The sequence below is a fragment of the Pandoraea faecigallinarum genome (assembly GCF_001029105.3).
Lineage (GTDB): Bacteria > Pseudomonadota > Gammaproteobacteria > Burkholderiales > Burkholderiaceae > Pandoraea > Pandoraea faecigallinarum.
In genome coordinates this window covers 3,018,109-3,039,434 of sequence record NZ_CP011807.3, presented here as the reverse complement: position 1 = coordinate 3,039,434, position 21,326 = coordinate 3,018,109, and the positions used below count along the sequence as shown (strand labels likewise).

Annotated in this window: 22 protein-coding genes; 15 read left to right on the top strand and 7 right to left on the bottom strand. The window is 64.3% G+C overall.

Annotated features, from left to right (window positions below; genetic code table 11):
* Positions 1-41: 41 nt before the first annotated feature.
* The 3 genes from AB870_RS13155 to AB870_RS13145 form a co-directional block, all read right to left on the bottom strand.
* Positions 42-620, bottom strand: a complete 579-nt coding sequence (locus tag AB870_RS13155) for a TMEM175 family protein (RefSeq protein WP_047905060.1) — start codon at positions 618-620, stop codon at positions 42-44.
* A gap of 32 nt (positions 621-652) precedes the next feature.
* Positions 653-1,684 (bottom strand): GGDEF domain-containing protein, encoded by a 1,032-nt coding sequence (locus AB870_RS13150; RefSeq protein ID WP_237169937.1) that lies wholly within the window; start codon positions 1,682-1,684, stop codon positions 653-655.
* 558 nt (positions 1,685-2,242) lie between these two features.
* Entirely contained in the window at positions 2,243-3,121 is an 879-nt protein-coding gene (locus tag AB870_RS13145) for an IclR family transcriptional regulator (RefSeq protein ID WP_047905058.1), read from the bottom strand.
* A 297-nt stretch (positions 3,122-3,418) separates the two neighbouring features.
* On the opposite strand from AB870_RS13145, the gene AB870_RS13140 reads away from it, so the two are divergent.
* The 7 genes from AB870_RS13140 to AB870_RS13110 are packed head-to-tail and all read left to right on the top strand — an operon-like array spanning position 3,419 to position 10,408.
* A complete protein-coding gene (locus tag AB870_RS13140; protein ID WP_047908173.1) occupies positions 3,419-4,513 on the top strand; it encodes an ABC transporter ATP-binding protein in 1,095 nt (364 codons plus the stop codon).
* Entirely contained in the window at positions 4,506-5,411 is a 906-nt protein-coding gene (locus AB870_RS13135; protein ID WP_047905057.1) for an ABC transporter permease, read from the top strand. The genes AB870_RS13140 and AB870_RS13135 overlap by 8 nt, the downstream gene beginning before the upstream one ends.
* A gap of 31 nt (positions 5,412-5,442) precedes the next feature.
* Positions 5,443-6,237 carry an ABC transporter permease gene (locus AB870_RS13130; protein WP_047905056.1) on the top strand — a complete coding sequence of 265 codons (795 nt, stop codon included), beginning with the start codon at positions 5,443-5,445 and terminating at the stop codon, positions 6,235-6,237.
* 20 nt (positions 6,238-6,257) lie between these two features.
* The gene (locus AB870_RS13125) at positions 6,258-6,695 is read left to right on the top strand and encodes a (2Fe-2S)-binding protein (protein ID WP_064674829.1); all 438 of its coding nucleotides are present in this window, start codon (positions 6,258-6,260) and stop codon (positions 6,693-6,695) included.
* A complete protein-coding gene (locus tag AB870_RS13120; RefSeq protein WP_047905055.1) occupies positions 6,688-8,175 on the top strand; it encodes an FAD/NAD(P)-dependent oxidoreductase in 1,488 nt (495 codons plus the stop codon). The genes AB870_RS13125 and AB870_RS13120 overlap by 8 nt, the downstream gene beginning before the upstream one ends.
* A complete protein-coding gene (locus AB870_RS13115) occupies positions 8,168-9,334 on the top strand; it encodes an NAD(P)/FAD-dependent oxidoreductase (protein WP_047905054.1) in 1,167 nt (388 codons plus the stop codon). The genes AB870_RS13120 and AB870_RS13115 overlap by 8 nt, the downstream gene beginning before the upstream one ends.
* Positions 9,335-9,361: 27 nt before the next feature.
* On the top strand, positions 9,362-10,408 hold the full coding sequence (locus AB870_RS13110) for an ABC transporter substrate-binding protein (RefSeq protein WP_047905053.1): 1,047 nt from the start codon (positions 9,362-9,364) through the stop codon (positions 10,406-10,408).
* A 53-nt stretch (positions 10,409-10,461) separates the two neighbouring features.
* Here the strand turns inward: AB870_RS13110 and AB870_RS13105 are convergent, their stop codons facing one another.
* Positions 10,462-10,857 carry a BLUF domain-containing protein gene (locus AB870_RS13105; RefSeq protein WP_047905052.1) on the bottom strand — a complete coding sequence of 132 codons (396 nt, stop codon included), beginning with the start codon at positions 10,855-10,857 and terminating at the stop codon, positions 10,462-10,464.
* 127 nt (positions 10,858-10,984) lie between these two features.
* Between AB870_RS13105 and AB870_RS13100 the strand changes: the two genes are divergently transcribed.
* Positions 10,985-11,770 carry a YoaK family protein gene (locus AB870_RS13100; RefSeq protein WP_047905051.1) on the top strand — a complete coding sequence of 262 codons (786 nt, stop codon included), beginning with the start codon at positions 10,985-10,987 and terminating at the stop codon, positions 11,768-11,770.
* A gap of 32 nt (positions 11,771-11,802) precedes the next feature.
* Entirely contained in the window at positions 11,803-13,389 is a 1,587-nt protein-coding gene (locus AB870_RS13095) for a GGDEF domain-containing protein (protein WP_084663675.1), read from the top strand.
* A gap of 53 nt (positions 13,390-13,442) precedes the next feature.
* Here AB870_RS13095 and AB870_RS13090 read toward each other — a convergent pair whose 3' ends face one another.
* The gene (locus tag AB870_RS13090; RefSeq protein WP_053059361.1) at positions 13,443-14,531 is read right to left on the bottom strand and encodes a helix-turn-helix transcriptional regulator; all 1,089 of its coding nucleotides are present in this window, start codon (positions 14,529-14,531) and stop codon (positions 13,443-13,445) included.
* Positions 14,532-14,778: 247 nt separating this feature from the next.
* Here AB870_RS13090 and AB870_RS13085 point away from each other — a divergent pair, with 247 nt between their 5' ends.
* Entirely contained in the window at positions 14,779-15,138 is a 360-nt protein-coding gene (locus AB870_RS13085) for a hypothetical protein (RefSeq protein ID WP_047905050.1), read from the top strand.
* 38 nt (positions 15,139-15,176) lie between these two features.
* Here the strand turns inward: AB870_RS13085 and AB870_RS13080 are convergent, their stop codons facing one another.
* The gene (locus tag AB870_RS13080) at positions 15,177-15,422 is read right to left on the bottom strand and encodes a hypothetical protein (protein WP_047905049.1); all 246 of its coding nucleotides are present in this window, start codon (positions 15,420-15,422) and stop codon (positions 15,177-15,179) included.
* 218 nt (positions 15,423-15,640) lie between these two features.
* Between AB870_RS13080 and AB870_RS13075 the strand changes: the two genes are divergently transcribed.
* From AB870_RS13075 to AB870_RS13060, 4 genes are all read left to right on the top strand, one after another.
* Complete coding sequence (locus tag AB870_RS13075; RefSeq protein ID WP_047905048.1) at positions 15,641-17,647, top strand: DUF2849 domain-containing protein; 2,007 nt, start codon at positions 15,641-15,643, stop codon at positions 17,645-17,647.
* Positions 17,637-18,122 (top strand): DUF934 domain-containing protein, encoded by a 486-nt coding sequence (locus AB870_RS13070; RefSeq protein WP_047905047.1) that lies wholly within the window; start codon positions 17,637-17,639, stop codon positions 18,120-18,122. The genes AB870_RS13075 and AB870_RS13070 overlap by 11 nt, the downstream gene beginning before the upstream one ends.
* 328 nt (positions 18,123-18,450) lie before the next feature.
* Positions 18,451-18,678 (top strand): hypothetical protein, encoded by a 228-nt coding sequence (locus tag AB870_RS13065; RefSeq protein ID WP_071386877.1) that lies wholly within the window; start codon positions 18,451-18,453, stop codon positions 18,676-18,678.
* A 53-nt stretch (positions 18,679-18,731) separates the two neighbouring features.
* A complete protein-coding gene (locus tag AB870_RS13060) occupies positions 18,732-19,055 on the top strand; it encodes a hypothetical protein (RefSeq protein ID WP_053059360.1) in 324 nt (107 codons plus the stop codon).
* Between the two features lie 22 nt (positions 19,056-19,077).
* On the opposite strand, the gene AB870_RS13055 is transcribed toward AB870_RS13060, so the two are convergent.
* Positions 19,078-19,443 carry a hypothetical protein gene (locus AB870_RS13055; protein WP_053059359.1) on the bottom strand — a complete coding sequence of 122 codons (366 nt, stop codon included), beginning with the start codon at positions 19,441-19,443 and terminating at the stop codon, positions 19,078-19,080.
* Positions 19,444-19,956: 513 nt separating this feature from the next.
* On the opposite strand from AB870_RS13055, the gene AB870_RS13050 reads away from it, so the two are divergent.
* A complete protein-coding gene (locus AB870_RS13050) occupies positions 19,957-20,466 on the top strand; it encodes a ferritin-like domain-containing protein (protein WP_047908169.1) in 510 nt (169 codons plus the stop codon).
* The last annotated feature ends 860 nt before the right edge of the window (positions 20,467-21,326 follow it).

The window sequence follows — 21,326 nt, the reverse complement described above, 5'->3', positions numbered from 1 at the left end:
GTCGCCGGCCGTCGGTCGCGCCATGCCCGGCCCGCCGCGGCTCAGGCGTCGATCACGTGTTCGAGGCGCCGATCCGGAATCAGCCACACGGCAGCCATTAGCGCATAGAGCGCCAGCGAGATGGCCGGGACCACGAATGCCAGCACAATGGCCATGGCATATACCACGACCGAGAGCTTGCCTTTGTAGTCGCGCCCGAGCGCGGCCGCCAACTTCTTGTTGCTGCCGTCGTGAACGGCCAGCAGCGCGCGCGACAGAATGAAGTGAGCGATGGCTGCCATGCACAGCACCACGCCGTAGAGCGCCGTCGGCCAGGCGGTGAAGTGATTGTCGCCGAGCCAGTGGGTGACGAACGGAATCAGCGACAGCCAGAACAGCAGATGCAGGTTGGCCCAGAGCACACCGCCGGATACCCGCTGCACGACCTGAAAAAGGTGGTGATGGTTGTTCCAGTAAAGGCCCACGTATATGTAGCTGAGAATGTAGGTCAGGAAGGTCGGGGCGACGGGAATCAGGTCGGCCAGTTCGCTGCCGTGCGGTGCTTTCATCTCCAGCACCATGATCGTGATGATGATGGCGATCACGCCATCGCTGAACGCTTCGAGTCGGCTCTTGCCCATTGCTTTGCGCCCGTGTCAATACCGGATGGATGTCACAGCACGGCCACGCGATTGCGGCCGGCCTGCTTTGCCGCATAAAGCGCCCGGTCGGCGCGTTGCAGCAGGGTGCCGAAATCGGCGTCGTCGGAGCCGAGGCTGCCCACCCCCACGCTGGCGGAGAAGCGCACCGGTCCGGCAGCTCCGTTCGGGCCCGGCACGCTCGCATCGCCAATCGCGGCGAGCAGGCGCTCCGCGGCCTGCACGGCACGTTGTGCGTCGGTCTCGGGCAGCAGCACGGCGAACTCCTCGCCGCCCAGACGGCCGATCACAGTACTCTTGCGCAGCGCGGCCCGCAAGACCAGCGTCAGCTCCACGATGACGCGATCGCCGATGGCATGTCCCCACGTATCGTTGATGACCTTGAAATGATCGATGTCGAGCATGAGGACCGACAGGCGGCGCTGCTGCGCGCGCGCAGCGACGAACAGGCGATCGGCCTGCATCAGGAAGGCGCGTCGGTTGAGCAGGCCGGTCAGGCCGTCGCGCATCGCCATGTCACCCAGGACCCGGTTCACGCGTCGCAATTCCAGTTCGTCCACCACGAGGGCCGACAGGTCCGCGAGCAGGCCGCGTTTTTCGTCGTCCAGATCGTGGGGACGGCGGTCGATGACGCACAAGGTGCCCAGCCGATGGCCCTCGGGCGTGCGCAATGGCGCGCCCGCATAGAAACGGATGTTCGGATCGCCGGTCACCAGCGGATTGTCGGCGAAGCGCCGGTCGGCACGGGCATCCGGCACGACGAGCACGTCGTCGCCAAGAATGGCGTGCGTGCAGAAGGCCATCGAGCGCGGCGTCTGTGTGGCATTGATGCCGCGCTTCGACTTGAACCACTGACGCGACTCGTCGATCAGCGAAATCAGCGAGATGGGGACTCCCATCACATACGACGCAAGCCGCACGATGCGCTCGAAGGCGGGCTCGGGCGGCGTGTCCAGAATCTCGTAGCGGCGAAGGGCGGCGAGGCGCTCGGCCTCGTCGAGCCCCACGCCGAACATGCCGGAGGTGCGGGCAGGCGGGGAGGGCATCACACGGGGCTGACGCGGGCGGGCGTCGTCAAGACCGGATCGACCTGGCGAACCGTATGAATCGTGTGGACCGGGTGATTCGGGTGAACGGGCATTGGATGCAGTCATGTCGCGATGGTTGGGCAGCGGCCAGCGGGTGGACGGCAGCAGTGCCGGCGGCATCGATGGCGACCGGCTACGCAACCAGGTCGACTCCCGATCGAAGACGTCGGCAACGCTGTCAATTCTGCCGCGCCCGGCGCCACTTGGCAAACCCGACGCCCGGACGCTGTTGGCGCCACTCGCACGCCATCGGGCGTTCCATGATCGCGCGGCGGGCGAGTGCCGAAAAAGGCGGCCCGCAGGGTCAGCTGCGGGCCGTGCAAACGGCACGGTGCGGGGAGCGCGTGCCGGATCAGATGTGAGCGCAGTATTTCATGCGTTCGTCCCAGTCCGGTCCCCATCCCGGTCCCCCTCCCGGTCTCCGTCCCTGTCCTCATCTCCATTCGCCCGGGACTGCGCGACGCTGCGCAGGCCGCGATCGGAAGTCGACCGCCGGGCGCCGTGAAACAGACACATTCAGGCCAGCGGTTCGGTCGTCAGCGCCCGTGTGAGTCCGTGCATGGGGCGGCGCATCGCCACATCGAACGGATTGGTCTGCGGGCCGATGACTTCGGCCTGACGTCTGAGCAACTCCACCACCATCGGCAGACGGTCCTGCGACAGCCGCGCGGCCAGTGTGCCCACGCTCAACGCAGCGACCGCGTGGCCGGTGCGATCGAACACCGGCACGGCCACACCGGCCATGCCGTCGAGCACGCCGCTGTTACTGCCTGCATAGCCCAACTGGCGTACCCGCTCGATCTCGGTGCGCAGATAGACTTCGTCGAGCACCCCGTAACCGCGCAGGCGCGGCACATTGAAGCGAATGATCTCCTCGCGCTCGGCCTCCGGCAGGAACGCGAGGATTGCCAGACTGCCCTGACCGACGCCCAGCGCCACGCGCCCGCCGATATCGCCGGTGAACGAGCGAATGGGGAAGGGACCTTCGCACATGTCGAGGCAGACAGCGTCGAAGCTGCTGCGCACGAGCAGGAAGATCGTGTCGCCCAGACTCGCGCAAAGGCGCAGCAACGAGGGGCGGCACAGCGTGCGCATGCCGCTGGGATTACCCGCCTGGGCGGCCATCGCGAAGAAATCGATGCTCAGCCGGTACAGCTTCGACGTCTCGTCCTGTTCCACGACCTGCTCGGCGATGAGCGCATGAAGGATCCGGTGCACCGTCGCCTGACTCAGGCCGACGGCCTTGGCGATATGCGTGACGCGCTCGCCTCCGGGTTTGGCGACACCCAGCGCGCGAATCACGGCAAAAGTGCGTTGCAGAATGCCCGCGCCGGCGGATTCCGACGGCGACACGTCCTTCGTTGCGGCGCGGCTTAATGAATCGGAGGTGCTCATCAGGGTCTCGAATATTCCGTCAAACGGAATACTACAGCAAGGCATTGTGACTTGGAAACTGGCGCGAAACTCTGGAAGCCGAGGAAATAGCCAATAAATGTCATAAGTTAGGGATTATCCCGAGACGGTGACGCGAAAGAAAAGTGCACGTCTCGCTGTTTAATATTCCATCAAACGAAATAATCTGAAAATTTATCTCGTTTCATGGAATCGTTATCTTGCGGCGTGCAATTTGGCTCGCTACTGTTCGAGGCAATTGCATTTCATGTGGCGCGTGCGTGCCCAAAGGTAGTGACCATGTCTTTTCTGACTTTGACGGATGTTTCCAAGACGTTCGGCGAGTTGAATGCCGTCTCGAACGTCAATCTCTCGGTGGAGAAGGGCGAGTTCGTCTCGTTGCTCGGCCCGTCGGGCTGCGGTAAGACCACCACGTTGCAGATGATCGCGGGCTTCGTTGAAGCCACCACCGGGCGCATCACGCTCGACGGTCGCGACATCACGAACATGCGCCCGAACAAGCGCGGTCTGGGCATTGTGTTCCAGAGCTACGCGCTGTTTCCGCATATGACGGTGGCGGACAATGTCGGCTTCGGTCTGGAGATGCGCGGCGTCGACAAGGCAGAACGTCAGGACCGTATCCGCGAGGCGCTCGCGCTCGTGCGACTCGACGCCCTCGGCCATCGCTATCCGCGCGAACTCTCGGGCGGTCAGCGCCAGCGCGTGGCCATTGCGCGCGCCGTGGTAATCGCACCGCCGGTGCTGCTGCTCGACGAACCGATGTCAAACCTCGACGCCAAATTGCGCGAGGACATGCAGTTCGAACTGCGTTCGATTCAGCGCAAGATCGGCACGACCACGATCATGGTCACGCACGATCAGTCCGAAGCGCTGTCGATCAGCGACCGCGTCGTGGTCATGGAGGCCGGCCGTATTACGCAGGTCGACACGCCTTATCGTGCGTACGAGCGTCCGGAAACACCGTTCGTCTCGCAGTTCATCGGCAAGGCCAACATGCTGGCCGGCCGGGTGGCCGCGCGCGACGCAGAGCATCTGCATATCGATCTGGGCGCGCAATTGACCCAGCGCGCCGCGCTTACGGATCTCTCGCCGCGCGATCGCGGCATGGCGGTCGGCGACGCCATCACCATGTGTCTGCGCCCTGAAAAGGTCCGTCTGTGCGCGCCGTCCGCGGGTCGTCTGCCGGCGACCGTGACGAGCCGCTTCTTCCTCGGCAGCCAGTGGCTGTACCGTGTGGACAGCGCGCTCGGCGAGGTGCTCGTGTGTTGTCAGAACGAAGGCGGCGAGCCGCTCAACGAAGGCTCGCCGGTGGGCCTCGACTGGCATGCGGAAGCGGTGCGCTTCGTTGCCGCGGGAGCTTGCGCCAATGGCTGAGACGCTTCAAGTCCCGCGTACCGGCGCCGCACCGGCGGCGCGCGCGCCGTGGCAGGCCTATGCGCCGATGTGGGTGATGAGCGCGCCGGCCATGCTGCTGTTCGTGGCGCTGGTGCTCATTCCGTTGCTCATGACGCTCGCGCTCACGTTCTATCAGTTCGACCCGGCGAGCGGTCCCATTGCCGCATTCCAGTTCGAGAACTACAAGGAAGTGCTGTTCGACGCGTACTTCCACACGATCTTCCTGCGCACGTTCGGCATCTCGCTCACCGTCACGGCGATCTGCGCTGTCGTGGGGACGTTCGAAGCCTACGTACTCTCGCGCATGGGCGATCCGTGGCGCTCGCTCTTTCTACTGGTGATTCTCTCGCCGCTGCTCGTGTCGATCGTGGTGCGCGCGTTCGGCTGGAGCATGTTGCTGAGTTCGGGCGGCCTGATCAATCAGGCGTTCGAACTGGTCGGCATGGGGCCGTACAAGATGGAGTACACGAACTTCGCCATCGTGGTGGCGCTCGCGCACGTGATGCTGCCGTTCATGGTGATTCCGGTATGGACGTCGCTGCAACGCCTCGATCCGCAAACGGAGAATGCCGCGCTCTCGCTCATGGCCTCGCCCGCGACCACACTGCGCCGTATCGTGCTGCCGCAACTCGTGCCGGGGATTCTGTCGGGCAGCCTGATGGTCTTCGGCCTGTCGGCCAGCGCCTTCGCCATTCCGAGCCTGCTGGGCGGACGCCGTTTGAAGGTCGCGGCCACGGCCGTGTACGACCAGTTCCTCAGTTCGCTGAACTGGCCGCTGGGCGCCACCATCGCCGTGCTGTTGCTCGTGGCGAATCTGATCGTGATGCTCACGTACTACCGTGTGCTCGATCGCCGTTATTCGCGAAGCATGGGCTAAGGCCACCGCAGAACAGAACTCATTCGCCATCATGCGTAAAAACAGTCCTCTGGCGCTCGCGTTTCATGCGCTCGTCATTCTCTTTGTGCTCGCCCCGATGATTATCGTGGTGCTGGTCGCGTTCACGCCGGAGCAGACACTCTCGCTGCCCACGCGAGGCATTTCGCTGCGCTGGTTCCGCGCGATTCTCGACTATCCCGATTTCGTCGCGTCGTTCTTCACCAGTCTGAAGCTCGCGTTCATCTCGGCCACGCTCTCGCTCGCGCTGGCATTGCCCGCCGCACTGGCCATCGGCCGCTCGCGCTTTCCGGGACGCAACTTTCTCAACGGTCTGCTGCTCTCGCCACTGGTGATTCCGGGGCTGGTGCTCGGTATCGCGCTGCTTCGCTTCTTTGCGATGCTGGGCGTGACCGGCTCGTTCGGCGCACTCGTCTTCGCGCATATGATCGTCGTGACGCCGTTCATCATGCGTCTCGTGCTCGCGTCGATCAGCGGGCTGGACCGCAGCGTCGAAAACGCCGCGGCCTCGCTCGGTGCCGGGTCGTGGACCACCTTTCGCCGCGTGACCATGCCGATGATTCTGCCCGGCATTACCGGCGGCTGGCTGCTTGCGTTCATCAACAGCTTCGACGAGTTGACGATGTCGGTCTTCCTGACGGCGCCGCAGACCGTGACGCTACCGGTGCGCATGTACATGTACGCGACCGAATCGATCGATCCCATGATGGCGTCCGTCTCGGCGCTCGTGATCGCCGTGACGCTCGGCGCGATGCTGCTGCTCGACCGCATCTACGGCCTGAACCGCATTCTGATCGGTCAGCACTGAACGCGCGCCCAACGACTCCCATGTCCCGTTCTTCCCAATTTCCGATTCAGGCCCCGCGCGCGCCTGCCCGGTCCGCCCGTCATGCGCAACTGACGCGTCTGGCCGAAACGTCGCGCGCACCCGTCACGTTCTATCTCGACGGCGAGCCGGTGCAGGCCCTTGCCGGCGACACCTTGCTCACGGCAATCCTCACGCATCAGCGCCATGTGCGGTTCAGCGAGTTCAGCGGCACGCCTCGCGCGGGCTTTTGCCTGATTGGCGCGTGTCAGGATTGCTGGGTGCGGTGCGAGACAGTGTCAGACGGTCACGGCGAGAGGCAGTTGACGCGCTTGCGTGCCTGCTCGACGATTGTCCAGCCGGGCATGCGCATCGTCACGCTTGCCACCGATGCCATCGATGCCATCGATGCCATCGATGCCACCCATATCGCACTCGCGCCTGGAGGCTCGCATGATTGAGCGCGCCGGACCTCCGCCCGCGCGGCAGGGTGCCGACTTCACCGATGCTGTCATCGTCGGCGCGGGGCCGGCGGGGATACGCGCGGCGCAAACGCTGGTGGCGGCGGGCTTGCGGCCGATCGTGCTCGACGAGAACCCGCGCTGGGGCGGCCAGATCTATCGTCAGCCGCCGGCACACGCCGGTTTCACGCGCAGCAAGCAGACGCTGTACGGCTTCGAAGCCGCAAAGGCCGAGGCCGTTCACAATGCGATGTCGTCGCTGTTGCCGCATGTCGACTATCGTCCCGAGACGCTGGTCTGGGCATGCGATCCGCGGCGGCTCCACACGATGCATGAGGGCCGTGAAACGCCGGTGCCGTTCAGCCATCTGATTATCGCGAGCGGTGCCACCGACCGCGTGCTGCCCTTGCCGGGATGGACCTTGCCGGGCGTGTATACCCTCGGCGGTGCGCAAGTTGCGCTCAAGGCGCAGGGCTGCGCAATCGGCGAGCGCGTCGTGTTCGCGGGCACCGGGCCGTTGCTGTATCTCGTGGCTTATCAGTATGCGAAGGCGGGGGCGAACGTCGCCGCCGTGCTCGACACCAGCGCGTTCGCCGCGCAGGCCAGGGCCACGCCCCGTTTGCTGAGTCAGCCGTCCACGTTCGCCAAGGGCGTCTACTACGTGGGATGGCTGCGCGCGCACGGCGTGCGCGTCGAACACGGCGTGACGCTCGACAGTATCGAGGGTGCCGAGGCGGGCGACGATATCGATGGCGCAGCCGGTGTGCGAGCGATTCGCTGGCTGCGCGACGGCCGCGAGCATTCGCTCGAATGCAGCGCCGTTGGTCTGGGGTATGGCCTGCGCCCGGAAACGCAACTGGCCGATCTCGCCGGTTGCCGCTTCGTGTTCGACGAACTGAACCGTTGCTGGCTCCCGGCGCGCGACGCGGCCGGGCGCACTTCGTGCTCGGGCATCTATCTGGCGGGCGACGGTGCGGGGATCGCCGGCGCAGACGCTGCCGAACTCGCGGGGCGCCGCGCCGCGCTCGCGCTGCTCGAAGACCTTGGCGTTGCAGCGCCGTCCATGCCGGACATGCCCGATGCCGCGAGCATCGAGCGCAAGCTCGCCGGCATTCGCCGCTTTCGCGAAGGCATCGAGCAGGCGTTCGCGCTGCCCGAAGCGCCTGCGGCACGGTGGCCGGACGACATGCTCGTATGCCGGTGCGAAGAGATCAGCGCGCGCACGCTGCGCGAATGTGTGCGTGTGGACGGCGTGAGCGAAATCAACCGTCTCAAGGCCCTCACCCGTGTCGGGATGGGGCGCTGCCAGGGGCGGATGTGCGGCGAAGCGGCCTGCCACGTGCTCGCCGAGGCGAGTGGGCAGGCACTCGCGCAAGTGGGGCGTTTGCGTGCACAGGCACCCATCAAACCGATTCCGATTGCCCCGATGCTGTTCGACGAGAACGTTGCGACCATTCCCGAAGAGGCGCGCGATGAGTGAACTGCGCGGGACCTTGCATTACGACGTGGCGATCGCCGGCGGTGGACTGGTTGGCGCCTCGGCTGCACGCGCGCTGGCCGAGCGCGGCCTGAAGGTGGCGCTGTTCGAGCGCCGCTACTGCGGTGCGCAGGCCAGCGGCGTGAATTACGGCGGTGTGCGGTGTCAGGGCCGCCCCGAAGAGCAATTGCCGCTCGCGATGCGTGCGCGTCGCGTCTGGGATCGTCTGCCGGCGTTGATCGGCATCGATGGCGAATTCATCCCCTCGGGCCATCTGCGTCTCGCGCGCCGCGAGAGCGATCTCGAACCGCTCGATGCATGGGCGGCGATGGCGGCGAACTATGGGCTCACGTCCACCGTGATTCGCGGGGCGGAATTCCGCCGGCGTTTCCCGTGGCTCGGTGAGGGCGCCGTCGGCGGCTCGCTGTGCATGAGCGACGGCCATGCGAATCCGCGCCTGGTGTCGCCCGCCTTTGCGCGCGCCGCGCGCGCCCTCGGTGCGGACGTTCGCGAACGCACCCCGATTACCTCGGTAGCGCATGACGGCGTGCGCTTTCAACTGACGGCGCAGCCCGAGCAGGGCGAGACCCTGCATGTGAGCTGCGACTGGCTGCTCAATACCGCCGGCGCATGGGCCAATCACATCGCCGGCACGTTCGGAGAGCGCGTGCCGATGCATGCCATCTACCCGAACATGTGGGTGACGGAGCCGTTGCCGAAGTTCGTCGGTCACAGCCTTGGCGTGTACGGCGGCGGCGTTTATGCGCGGCAAGTCGAGCGCGGCAACTGCGTGATCGGCGGTGGACGCGGTACCGGCGACGGCGAGTATGCCCAGCCGTCGGCCGACACCACGCGCGCCGTCATGCGCGAGGCTTGCGCCTTGCTCCCGGCGCTGCGCAATGCGTTGCTCATTCGTACGTGGAGCGGCGTGGAAGGCGAGACCCCGGACGACAATCCCGTCATCGGCATGAGTCGCACGACTGCGCGTCTGGTACACGCCTTCGGCTTCTCCGGCGGCGGCTTTCTGCTCGCACCCGGTGTCGGCGAAGTGCTGGCCGATCTCGTCACCCACGGCGAGACCATCACGCCGATCGATGCATTTGCCGTCGACCGGTTCGCGCATCGCCCCCATTCGGCGTGCGTTACCCAACAACATTCCTAACACCCTGCAAACGCAAGGAGAACCACGATGAAGCTATCCCATAAGGTCGTCATGTGCGCTGCGGCGCTGGCATTGGGCGCAGGCAGCGAGGCCTGGTCGCAGTCCAAAACGCTCTACATCGGCATGAATGGCGGCCCGATGGAAAAGGCTTACACGAGCCAGGTTTTCCCGGAGTTCGAGAAGGCCAACAACGTGAAGGTCGTGGTGGTGCCGGGCACGTCTTCGGACGTGCTCGCCAAGCTGCTTGCCAACCGCAATAGCCCGCAGATGCATGTCGTGTTCCTGGACGACGGCGTCATGGCGCGTGCCATCGGCATGGGCGTTTGCCAGAAGCTCGACGACTCGCCCGTGCTCAAGGAACTGATGCCGTCCGCGCGCGTGAAGGACGACATGGGCGCCGGCGTTCAACTCGGCATGACCGGTATTGGCTACAACACCAAGTTGTTCAAGGAAAAGGGCTGGGCGGCGCCGACCTCGTGGACCGATTTCGCCGATCCGAAGTACAAGGGCAAGGTGGTGTTCCAGTCGGCATCGAGCAGCACCTTCGGCCTGCATGGCTTTCTCGCACTGAACCGTATTTGGGGCGGCAGCGAGACCAACGTCGAACCGGGCTTCACCAAGTGGGCGTCGACAGTCGGCCCGAACGTCGTCGAGTACATTCCGAACTCGGCCAAGCTCTCGGAGATGATCCAGACCGGTGAAGCCGCGATCTTCCCGCTGACCCCGACGGCCGTGAGCGACCTTCAGGACAAGGGCATTCAGGTCGGCTACGTCGCACCGAAGGAAGGCGCGGTGCAGTTGCTTGTCGATCTGTGCGTCGTGAAGAACAGCCCGGACAACGCGATGGCGCAAAAGCTCGCGCAGTTCCTCCTGTCGGCCAGGGGCCAGACACTGGCCGCCGCCGCCGGCGCCTACATCCCGACGAACCCGCAGGCGACGATTCCGCCGACGATGCAAAAACGTCTCGGCAAACTCGACGACCTGACCAAGAACATCAAGACGGTGGACTGGGACGCCATCAATCAGCGTCGCGCCCAGTGGGATCAGCGCTGGAATCGCCAGATCGAGCAGTAAGCCAACGCGGGCCGGCGCGTCGCGCATGCACTTGCCAAGCGCGACGCGCCGGCCTACATCACGTCCGCCTGCGCGGCGAGGAGGTGGAACGCGCCGACGAGTTGCGCGTGGTTCGCCGGCATGACGAACGCGTGCAGTGCATGGGCCGGTTCGTCCAGCATCAGATAACCGAGGCTCCACCTCGGGAAGGCGCCGGGACGGTGGGGCGTGCCGTCGAGCAACACCTGAATGGCGCCGTGGTGGCGCGAGGCTTCGATACGCTGACGGGCGTCCGCCAGCGCGTCGGCGGGCCCTTCGATGTACTGATAGAAAGCGCTGCCGTCATAGAGCAGTACGCCCGTCACCCCATGGGCATCGTTGAACCCGCGCGAGTGGACGATGATTTTCGATAGCGCGACCGGATCGAGGTCCGGCAAGGCGCGGCTGATGTACGCGTAACACTCGATCATTGTTGTGAATCCCCCATTTCGCCCCCTCGTCGCACGGCCTGCGCGGCAATGACATGAGGTTGGCGTCGACTTTGCGTCAACGCACATTAGAATACCTGAAGTGCGATGCCGGGGACTCTTACGCGCCATGCCGATCAACTATTTACGCGGTTTCACCCAGCCGATGCGTACGGACGCCGCGAACCGTCGTCTGGGCTGCTCGCTCGCTTTCGTGGCGGGCGCGGCCAACGCCGGCGGCTTCCTCGCCGTTGGACAGTACACGTCGCACATGTCGGGCATCGTGGCGTCGCTCTCCGACAATCTGGTGCTCGGGCAACTGGTGCTGGTGTTCGCCGGGCTGAGTGCCTTGCTGGCGTTCCTGTTCGGGGCCGCCACGTCGGCCGTGCTGATCCATTGGGGACGACGCCACCATACGCACAGCGAATACGCGGCGCCGCTCATGTTCGAGGCGATACTCCTGCTGACCTTCGGCATGATGGGCGCCAATCTGGAAGGGCAGCGCTGGTTCTACGTGCCCGCCACCGTCGGATTGCTGTGCTATGTGATGGGGCTGCAAAACGCGATCGTCACCAAGATTTCGCGCGCGGAGATCCGTACTACACACGTGACCGGGCTGGTCACGGACATTGGCATCGAACTGGGCAAGATGGGCTACTGGAACCGGCCCGGCGTCGCGCAGGAATTACCGCGCGTGGCAGGCGACCGGCAGAAGCTGCGTCTGCTCTGTGCCTTGCTGGGCATGTTCTTTCTTGGCGGACTGACAGGCGCGCTCGGATTCAAGTATCTGGGCTTCGTCTCGACGATTCCGCTCGCCGTCGTGCTCATCATGCTCGCCATCGTGCCGTTGCTCGACGATATTTCGCACAACGCCCGGCATTCACGTCACTCACGCAATTCGAGGCATCCCCACTAATTCAGTCGCCCATATCTTTCTCGGCCTTTGCCATGACCACACGCCTGAGTGTCTCTCGTTTGCGGAATTGGGCAGGAAAAAGACTTCGCGCGCTGTTCGCCAGATTCGCCGGCCATCCATCGACGATCGGCTTCGCCGGCACGGCCATCGCGGTGGCGATACTGATGGGTGTGACGTGGTTGCTGCGCGCCGACCGGCAGACACGTTACCTCCACGCACTGGAGCGTGCGCAAAGCGTGGCGTCGGTGGTGGCGGCAAGTCTTGGCGGCAACATCGCGGTGTACGACGCGCTGCTCAAGGAGATGGTGCGCGAGGCGGAAGATCCGGTCACGCCGCTTTTCCCCGAGCGCGTGCGCGACCGGGTGCGTTTCGGGCAGACCCTGAGCCGCGATTTCCTTGACGACGCCTACGTCGTCGACAGGCAAGGGCGCATTGCCGCACCCCTGAATCAACCGCCGGGCGCGCCGGTGAGTGTCGCCGACCGGGACTACTTCCGTTCGCACGAATCGAGCCCGTCGCTGGGACTGTATATCTCGCAACCCTATGCTTCGCGCACTCACGGCGGGGCGCTCTCGGTGGCGCTCACGCGCCGCATCGCCGCCCCCGATCATTCGTTCGCCGGCGTGGCCGTGCTTGCGTTGCGGCTCGACCATCTGAGCACGCTCGTCAACGACGTGGATTCGGCCGATCTGCGATCCATCGACATCGTGGAAGAGAAGGGCACGGTGCTCGCCTGCGACCCGTGCGCGGACTCGCGCCCGGGCATGCTCGTGACGTTGCCGGGCAATGCCGCCCGCAACGGCGATCTGGCCACGGCGCTGTCGTTTCCCGAGGGCGTAAGCGCGATGGACTATCGGTCGGTGCGGGTGCCGGGGGCGTCGATGTACGTCGTGGTGACGCCGTCGAACGAAGTGCTCATGCGCGAATGGCGACGGCATACGTTGCTCTTTGGCGTGATTGCTGTCATGTGCGCGGCAACCCTCGTTGCCGGCGCCTGGTTGCTGGCTGCGGCGATGCGCACGCGCGCGAGTGCCGCGGCGCGGCTCGTGAGCCTGGCCGTGACCGATGGCCTCACCGGCCTGGCCAATCGCCACGCACTGGACACCAAACTCGCCGCCCAATGGCAGCGGGCGAAACGTTCGGGCACGCCGCTGTCGATCCTGTTCGTGGACATCGACCATTTCAGGCATTTCAACGACGCGTACGGCCATCCGGCCGGCGACGATGTGCTGCGCGCGGTCGCCAAGAACATTAGCGGACACCTCAGGCGCGACAGCGACATGGCGGCTCGCTACGGCGGCGAGGAGTTCGCGGTGGTGTTGCCCGACACCGATGCGCAGGCGGCTGCCGTCATGGCCGAGCAGGTCCGTCGCGACATCGAACGTCTGCACATCGACCATGTGGGTAGCGAGACGGGCATGGTCACGGTGAGCGTGGGCGCGGCAACGGGTGCCGCCGACGCGTGCGAGAGCGCGCACGCCATTGTGCAAGCGGCCGAAGCGCAACTGTTCATCGCCAAGCAAAGCGGACGTAATCGCATCAGCACGACCGTGATGCGCCGCAAGACCGCGCCCGCGGCGTCCGATGCGGCGTCGGACCCGGCATCGCACGGGGGATAGTCATGGGCAGGTGCACCGGCGCACCACGTCGTCCGAAAACCAGACGCGCGGCGCTACGCTGTCAGCATCGCCGCCAGGCGGAGCAACTCGCCCTGACGGTGACACCCCGTCTTGCGCAGAATCGCCGACAGCTGGGTGCGCAGCGTGCTCGTGCCCAGATTCAGGACTTCGCTGCATTCCCCGATGGTCAACCCCGCCACGAGGTGGTGAAAGAGCCGGGCTTCGGCCGGGGTCAGCGCGAAGTGCTCGCGTAACGCGGCTTCGCCCGGGACATTGAAAACGCTGCGTCGCTCGATGCGCACGCCGACGGCCGCGCGCAGGCCATGGTTCATTGGCGCGCTCAGGCGGCGTAAGCTCAGCCGGTAGGCGTGTCCCCACGAGTCCGGCACTACCAGCGTCACGGGCTCGCCATCGACGCCGGCCTGTCGCAGTGCCGTCTGCAAGCGGGTCTGCCATGCCGGTTGCCGGTGCATGAGACGCCGCTGCTTCAGGATCAATTGGCTGTCGTGACCGCCGAGCAGCGAGTCGAGCCCGGGCGCGAACTCGAGCGCCCAGCCGTCCGGCGAGGCGATGAGGAAACCTTCGCGCGCCGGGTCGAGCATCTGGCTCAGCGCGCTCAGGCTGGCGCGCGCGGCGGCGCGCCGGGCGGCAAAGGCAGCGGCGAGCAGGCGCTCGTACTCGGCAATGCGCGCCGCGTGCGCAAAGCTGGGTTCGACGATATGCATGCGCTGGATGCTCAGCGCCGTGAGGGCATCATCGTCGTTGCAGATCACCACGCCGACCAACTGCTGGAGTTGGTAAGGGCGCATGAATTCGTTCCAGAAGACCCGATCGTTCTCCGATTCGTGTTCGCGCGCAACGCGCGAGTCGTACCACGTGCCGGCGCTCGCGTGCCAGAAGCGCCGGGTGGCGTCGTCGTATTGATAGAAATGCTGCGCGTACTCCTCGATCAGGCGCGCTTCATGCCCGGATTGTTCGACGAAGCGGACCGAGCGGCTTTGCTTGTCGTGGCACAGCAATGTGGCGGCGTCCGCGCCGAGAAAGTCCCGCGCGGTATGCACGACGTCGAGCCAGTCCGCATGTCCGGCTCCCACGGCCCGGACAGCGTCCGTTGCCCGGCGAAAACTGACATCGTCCGACATGAGATCCCCCGTTGTTGCATTTCTTTCTCTTGAGCCGGAAGCCCATTTTTTGCGCAGTGTAGCAGAACGGGCTATTAAATTTGATAGCCGATCGTTCGTCTTACGGGAGGCGAAGGAACGAGGCGGGAGCGGGAAGGGAAGGGGCAGAGCGCCCACTGTGATTAATGCAGGGCGACAAGACGGCACGCGGCTGAGACAATCCAGCCATCGACAACCACCCATCTTCACCAGCCAAACGGGGGACGCCATGAGCCACATCAAATTTTTCGCCGCTTGTCTATGCCTCGCCGGCACGCTGGTCTGTGCTCAGGCCGGCGCCCAGTCGTATCTGGGCGCTGGCGACCTCGGCAGCATCCGCGAGTCGAACAGGACACCGGCGGTGAGCCCCGCGGTGGCGGCGCTCGGCGGCCGGACCGCTACGGTGACCGATGCCCACAGCGCGAGCGCCAGCATCAATCGCACGGCAAGCGAGCGTAACGGTGTGCCCACGGGCCCCAGCGTGCAGGAAGCGCTTGCACAACGCCGGGCGCTCGATACCCGGGACCTGCAGCATCCGCGGCAGACGAAGACGTTCGACAGCATTGCCCGCCCGTCCCGCCCCGAGTGAGGCGCAAGACCGGGCGGAAGCCCGTGCCGACCCGGCCCTCAGTCCGCCATTGCCGGGATGGCGCCTTCCTGAAAGAGAATGCGGGGGGCGTCCATCGTGCCGTCCTCTTCGTCGACCAGCACTTCATAAGCCGCGATGCCGGCAAATCCCGAGGCCATCGATTGTGCGATACGCACCGCGCCGAACTCCGTGCTCGCCTGACGCAGTTCGCCCGGTTGCAACAGACCGTCCTTGTTCTTGCGATACGGCACGACGATGAACTTGATGGATTTGGCGTCGCTCATGGTGTCCCTCACGATGAAGTTGAATGATCGGGAATGTAGCATGAACACTGTATAAAAATACAGTGGTGCGAGTGACTTTTTCGCCAAACAACATCTCGTAATGCCTACATAACTAGTGAATATTCGTATATTCCGTCGCCTCTTGATAGCCTGCGGTTCTAATCGCGAATTGTTTCCCACCAACTCGCGGCCAAAATTACAGGTATTGAGAGCATCGAATGAATGCAGGCAATCTGATTTCGGCGAACCGGCTCAAAGACGGTCTGGTCGTCTGGCTGGACCAGCAACACAACTGGGTAGATGACCTGGCGCAGGCGCACGTGTTCGACGAACACAGTCTCGACCAGGCGCAAGCCGCCGCCAAGGCCTCCGTAGCCGCCAATCTCATCGTGGATCCCGTCCCGCGCCCGGCGCAACCCGGCGAAGCGGGCCCGGTGCCGGTGGACTTTCGCGAGCGACTGCGCGCACGGGGTCCGTCGGTACGTGAAGATCTCGGCAAGCAGGCCGCCGACGACGGCGTGCACGCTGCGCTTGCCCATGCCCCCGCACTGAGCGTCGCCCCGGAGCATGCGGGCATCTATCGCTACGACGCGTCCGAGCGCGAGTATCTGAAGGACCGCGCGAAGGAATTCGGTCAACAGGTCGCGCGCCGGCTGAGCGGCGAACTGAGCGAAGACGATTTCAAGGTCTACCGTCTGATGAACGGTCTGTACCTGCAATTGCATGGCTACATGCTGCGTGTGGCGATTCCTTACGGCACACTGAGCGCGGTGCAACTGCGTCAGCTTGCGTTCGTGGCGAACCGTTACGACAAAGGTTACGGGCACTTCACCACGCGTCAGAACCTGCAATTCAACTGGCCCACGCTCACCGATGCGCCGGAGATTCTGTCGGCGCTGGCCGACGTCGATCTGCACGCCATCCAGACCAGCGGCAACTGCATTCGCAACGTGACGACCGATCAGTTCGCCGGTGCGGCGAAAGACGAAGTCGTCGACCCGCGCGTGTACGCCGAGATCCTGCGTCAATGGTCGACGGACCATCCCGAGTTCACCTATTTGCCGCGTAAGTTCAAGATCGCGATTACCGGCGGACAGACGGATCGCGCGGCCGTGCGTTTTCACGACATCGGCATACTCGCGCGGACCAATGAGCAAGGAGACGTCGGATTCCAGATTTACGCAGGCGGTGGTCTGGGCCGCACGCCCATCGTGGGCACGCTCGTGCGCGAGTGGCTGCCCGAAGCCGATCTGCTGCGCTTCGTCGAGGCGATCCTGCGCGTGTACAACGCGCTGGGCCGTCGCGACAACATCTACAAGGCGCGCATCAAGATCCTCATCAAGGAAATGCAGCCCGCGAAGTTCATCGAGATGATCGAGGAAGAATTCGCGCGCATTGCACAGACGCATCGCCCGCTGGCGGACAACGTCGTCAAGGCCATCGGCGAGCGGTTCATCGTTCCCGAGTTCGCGACGCTGCCGGCAGTCTCGGCCGCGTTCACGCAGGCCTATGAGAACGACGTCGAATTCAAGCGCTGGGTCGACACCTGCACGCACGAGCACAAGGTGCCGGGCTACATCAGCGCGGTCGTCTCGCTCAAGCCGCCCGGTGGCATTCCCGGCGACGCGAGCGCTCAGGAGATGTTGGTGCTGGCCGATCTGGCCGACGAGTATTCGTTCAGCGAACTGCGTGTGACGCACGAACAGAACCTCGTGCTGCCGCACGTGCAGCGCGACGCGCTGTATGCGCTGTGGAAGCAGCTCAAGGCAGCGGGTCTTGCAACGCCGAACATCGGGCTGATCTCTGATGCCATCGCATGCCCGGGACTGGACTACTGCGCGCTCGCGAATGCCCGCTCGGTGCCGGTGGCGCAGCGCATCGCGCTGCGGTTTACCGAAGCGCAGCAACGCGACATCGGACCGGTGACGCTCAACGTGTCGGGCTGCATCAACGCTTGCGCCCATCACCACGTGGCGCACATCGGGATTCTCGGTGTGGACAAGGCCGGCAAGGAAAACTATCAGATTACGCTGGGGGGCTCGGCGGACGACAACGCCGCCGTGGGCAAGATCCTCGGCCCGGGGGTCTCCTACGAAGCCGTGCCACAGGTCATCGAGAACATTCTCGAGCGCTATCTGAAGCTGCGTAACGAAGGCGAGCGTTTTATCGACACACTTGGTCGCGTCGGCGCGGAAGAATTCAAGGGAGCTTTGCATGTTGATTGATCGTAACGGCCTGCCGGCCGAAGACGTCTGGACCTATCTCGGCGCCGACACACCGATTCCGGTGGACGCGGCGAACGAGTCCTGTCAGCAGAGCGTGCTGCCGCTCGATGCGTGGCTTGCCGCGAACGAGCGCGGCGCGGCCCCCGCCGGCATTCGCGTGCAGGGCCACGACGATCCCGAGCGTATCGCTGCATTGCTGCCGCAACTCGAACTCGTCGTGATCGAATTTCCCAAGACGCGCGATGGCCGCGGGTTCACGCTCGCGAAGTTTCTGCGCGACAAATGGAATTTCCAGGGTGCGATCCGCGCCGCAGGCCCGCTGTTGCCCGACCAACTGGCGATGTTGTGGGCATGCGGATTCGACAGCCTGCTCTCGTCCTCCGAGGTGCCCACGGCGCGCTGGCGCGAGGCGGCGCTCGCGGCACAGGCGCGCGCAGGGCGTCCGCGCACGCTGCTCGCGCGACTGACGGCCTGACGATCCGATGTCGATGCCGGGAATGGTTTGACGCGCGCCGCAAGAGGGCGCAATACGGTTGCCGTGCGGCGCGCAAGCCGTGCAGGCATGAAAGGCACGGCCTCGTCTATCGGGGCGTGCCTTTTTCTTTTGTCGGTGGATTCCGACTGTACGAAAAAACAGTATTTTGAAAGTGGTAGATCTGCCCTATCTTTCTGTTGGCAACACGGTCGGGCGTCGAGGGTTAGCGCCCGTTTTTCATGGATGCAGTGCTAATTGCGGTGCCGGGTGGGGCGGCATAAACGTTGGAGGACCAGCCTGCCGGCACGGGGTACGCGAGGAGTGAAAGATGGCGGCGGTCAGGTCGTTTTCCTATAAGGGTTTCCGAATCGTATGCACGGTCTTGCCGGCCCCCGGCGGCAAGATGCGGGGCATGGCGGAGATACTGAAGGTGGCGGACGGTTTGTGGCGCGATCACCAGGTGAGCCAGGTCGGCGGCACGATCTTCGACGACGAGAGGGAAGCCCTCGAATCGATCGGCGTGCTGGCGAAGGACTGGGTGGATGGTCGCTGGTGATCGATCGACTGGTCACTCCGGATTCCCCTCTGTTTGTTCACGCAGAAAAAGATATGAAGACTGTCGCGGTTCAGGCAAACCTCGACGAGACGGTGGATCTCGTCCGGAAATTCGCACACGATGAATTCGCGCGCGCCATCGGCGTGGAGACTCCCTCCGAGCAGGACGTGCGCGGCTTCATCCTCGATCGTTTGCGTTCGATGCGGCTTCAGGCCGCAAAGCCCGGCGAAGAACCGACGGTGCAGCGTGTGTACGACTGTGTCTACGTGTTGCCCGTGTGTACGCGCCTCGAAGGGACGAGCGTTGTCGAAGCGCGTCTCGTGGTCATGCCGGATGCGCGCTACACCATGAAGGTCTATATTCCCGTCTCCGATTAGGCCGCGCGCAGGCATGCACATGTCAGTCCGGTGGCTGATCCGGCGCTGGCGGTTCGTTGCCAATATCGAGTCCCTCCGACGATGGGCGCAGCGGCGGATCGGAGCGGCGTTGTCCGCGCGGCTTCGTTCTGGCTTTGCGTACCGGTTCGCTGTCGTCACCCGTGGTCGATATGCCGTCGGACAGCGGCTCCGGCGGGACCGGCGAGACGTGAGGCGCCGTCGCCTCGTGCGACGGCCAGTAGCCGTTGCCCATGCGTCCGTGATGTGTTCCGATCGTTTCCTCGTCGCCATCTTCGTGCAATAGGCGGTAGTCCAGCCGCTCTTCCTGCGTCGGCAGCGCTCCATCGCTCGCGTTCCGGTCGGGCCTGCGGGAACCCTGATTCGACATTCCCCGCTCCGTTCGATCGTTGTCCGGTACTGTTTCCACGGCTGGCTCCTCGGCAATGGATAAAGAGACGGCACTTCCCTGTGTAGCGCAAGCAAGTTTCCTACCTTCGCTTCGGCCGTCTCGCCGTGCCGCACGCCCGGCCGCGGTGCGTGGCGATCTGGACGCGACGGCCGGTGCGCGCGTTGCCCGATGGCGCGCCATTTCTACAGACCGGTGCAGTTTTTCCACCGCACTCGTTTCGGAAGCCTGCCCCGGCCCGGCGGTGGCCCGTGGCACGGCTATTGCGTTGCAGACGTGGCACGCGAACCGTTGACGGCGAAACGCCATGGAAAGCTTGAAGAACTTGCTGGACGCCAAAGGCACGCCGCTGGAAATAGCGACACGCTGGAAGCGGAGAACGAACCCCTGACGGGCGTCAAGCAATGGCTGTCCACGATGGCGACTGCCGGAGGTTAATCCCACGCCAGGCGCCACCGGGGCGTTTTGCCAATTCCCGAGACAAAGGAGATGCACATGAACGAATCATTGGACCACCTGATCGACTGGCTTCGAGATGCGTACGCGATGGAGAAGCATGCCGAGACCATGCTCAAGGCGCAGGCGTCGCGGCTCGATCACTATCCCGAGCTGAAGGTCAGGATCGAGCAGCACATCGAAGAGACGCTCGGGCAGCAAAAACTGCTCGAAACGTGTCTGGAAGGGCTGGGCAGCAGTCCGTCCGCGATAAAGGATCTCGCGGGCCGCATCGGCGCGTTCGGACAGGCGCTCGGTGGCGGTTTGGCGTCGGACGAGGTGGTGAAGGGCGCGATGGCGGGATACGTTTTCGAGAACATCGAAATCGCCGCCTACACGACCCTGATCGCCGCCGCCAGACAATGCGGACGTGACGACGTGCGCAAGACGTGCGAGATGATCCTGCCGCAGGAGATCGAGATGGCGCGCTGGCTTCTTGCGCATCTTCCTCGTGTCACGGAGACTTATCTGGCCCGCGATTCGGTCGACGACGACGCGGCAAAGCGTTGAGCGGCGGGCAGCTTGCCGCACGCCCCGAACTTGCATGGGGAGTCGGTGACCGCACAGGGTTCCCTCTTCGCCGCAGCGTTGTCTGCGGCACTTTTTTGCGTCGTACGAATCGAGTGAGGTATATTTCAGAAAAAATAATTGACGAGTCGGGGTGCTGAGTAAGCCAATACCCATGGTTACAGCGCGTAATCTCGTATTTTTTCTGACGTCGGCGTGTGCGAGTTGTTTGGGCCATGCACAGCCGGTAAGCGACACAGCGATATGCGGCGGCATGACCGCCATCGTGGCCACCTGGACGTGTGGCGAGTCCGCGAAAAGTTCGCTGTGCACGTTGTGGGGTGTCGATGTCACGGGCACTGGGCGGTGGAACGACAAAAGCCTGTTTGTCGTCGAGGGTCCGAAATCGGTGGCTCGGGTATCCTACGAGGAAGCCTGTCAAGACGGACGCTGTTCGCGTCCGGAATATTCGGTCTGCTCGACGCCAGTCGCTCACGCTAAACAGACCCGGCTCGAAGTCCTTCTCCGCCCGGATTTCTAGCTTCTAGCTGGTTCATCACCGGCCCGTTGCGAAACCCGTATCCATTAGCGAACCGCCCACATCGTGACATTGTGGGCGTTCGCTTGCCATATCGGAAGGGCGACGCGGATATTTGCGCCGCGACCCTGTCAGGCACGCCTGTGCTCATGACGCGAATCGAGCCCGACCGGGCCGTTGGCCTCCGGGCGCGGCGTAACATGGGTCTCGACTGCACCTTGCGCGAGCGGCGTGGAGCTACGCTTTCTCGACGATCTCAGAACGTCCAGAAGCATTGTGACTGCGCCAGAGACACACAAACCGATGAGAAGCGAAAGGAATGCCA

Bases quoted from the DNA above. Each gene is read 5' to 3' on its own strand.
- AB870_RS13155 (WP_047905060.1), bottom strand. From the start codon at position 620: ATGGGCAAGAGCCGACTCGAAGCGTTCAGCGATGGCGTGATCGCCATC.
- AB870_RS13150 (WP_237169937.1), bottom strand. From the start codon at position 1,684: ATGCCCTCCCCGCCTGCCCGCACCTCCGGCATGTTCGGCGTGGGGCTC.
- AB870_RS13145 (WP_047905058.1), bottom strand. From the start codon at position 3,121: ATGAGCACCTCCGATTCATTAAGCCGCGCCGCAACGAAGGACGTGTCG.
- AB870_RS13140 (WP_047908173.1), top strand. From the start codon at position 3,419: ATGTCTTTTCTGACTTTGACGGATGTTTCCAAGACGTTCGGCGAGTTG.
- AB870_RS13135 (WP_047905057.1), top strand. From the start codon at position 4,506: ATGGCTGAGACGCTTCAAGTCCCGCGTACCGGCGCCGCACCGGCGGCG.
- AB870_RS13130 (WP_047905056.1), top strand. From the start codon at position 5,443: ATGCGTAAAAACAGTCCTCTGGCGCTCGCGTTTCATGCGCTCGTCATT.
- AB870_RS13125 (WP_064674829.1), top strand. From the start codon at position 6,258: ATGTCCCGTTCTTCCCAATTTCCGATTCAGGCCCCGCGCGCGCCTGCC.
- AB870_RS13120 (WP_047905055.1), top strand. From the start codon at position 6,688: ATGATTGAGCGCGCCGGACCTCCGCCCGCGCGGCAGGGTGCCGACTTC.
- AB870_RS13115 (WP_047905054.1), top strand. From the start codon at position 8,168: ATGAGTGAACTGCGCGGGACCTTGCATTACGACGTGGCGATCGCCGGC.
- AB870_RS13110 (WP_047905053.1), top strand. From the start codon at position 9,362: ATGAAGCTATCCCATAAGGTCGTCATGTGCGCTGCGGCGCTGGCATTG.
- AB870_RS13105 (WP_047905052.1), bottom strand. From the start codon at position 10,857: ATGATCGAGTGTTACGCGTACATCAGCCGCGCCTTGCCGGACCTCGAT.
- AB870_RS13100 (WP_047905051.1), top strand. From the start codon at position 10,985: ATGCCGATCAACTATTTACGCGGTTTCACCCAGCCGATGCGTACGGAC.
- AB870_RS13095 (WP_084663675.1), top strand. From the start codon at position 11,803: ATGACCACACGCCTGAGTGTCTCTCGTTTGCGGAATTGGGCAGGAAAA.
- AB870_RS13090 (WP_053059361.1), bottom strand. From the start codon at position 14,531: ATGTCGGACGATGTCAGTTTTCGCCGGGCAACGGACGCTGTCCGGGCC.
- AB870_RS13085 (WP_047905050.1), top strand. From the start codon at position 14,779: ATGAGCCACATCAAATTTTTCGCCGCTTGTCTATGCCTCGCCGGCACG.
- AB870_RS13080 (WP_047905049.1), bottom strand. From the start codon at position 15,422: ATGAGCGACGCCAAATCCATCAAGTTCATCGTCGTGCCGTATCGCAAG.
- AB870_RS13075 (WP_047905048.1), top strand. From the start codon at position 15,641: ATGAATGCAGGCAATCTGATTTCGGCGAACCGGCTCAAAGACGGTCTG.
- AB870_RS13070 (WP_047905047.1), top strand. From the start codon at position 17,637: ATGTTGATTGATCGTAACGGCCTGCCGGCCGAAGACGTCTGGACCTAT.
- AB870_RS13065 (WP_071386877.1), top strand. From the start codon at position 18,451: ATGGCGGCGGTCAGGTCGTTTTCCTATAAGGGTTTCCGAATCGTATGC.
- AB870_RS13060 (WP_053059360.1), top strand. From the start codon at position 18,732: ATGAAGACTGTCGCGGTTCAGGCAAACCTCGACGAGACGGTGGATCTC.
- AB870_RS13055 (WP_053059359.1), bottom strand. From the start codon at position 19,443: ATGTCGAATCAGGGTTCCCGCAGGCCCGACCGGAACGCGAGCGATGGA.
- AB870_RS13050 (WP_047908169.1), top strand. From the start codon at position 19,957: ATGAACGAATCATTGGACCACCTGATCGACTGGCTTCGAGATGCGTAC.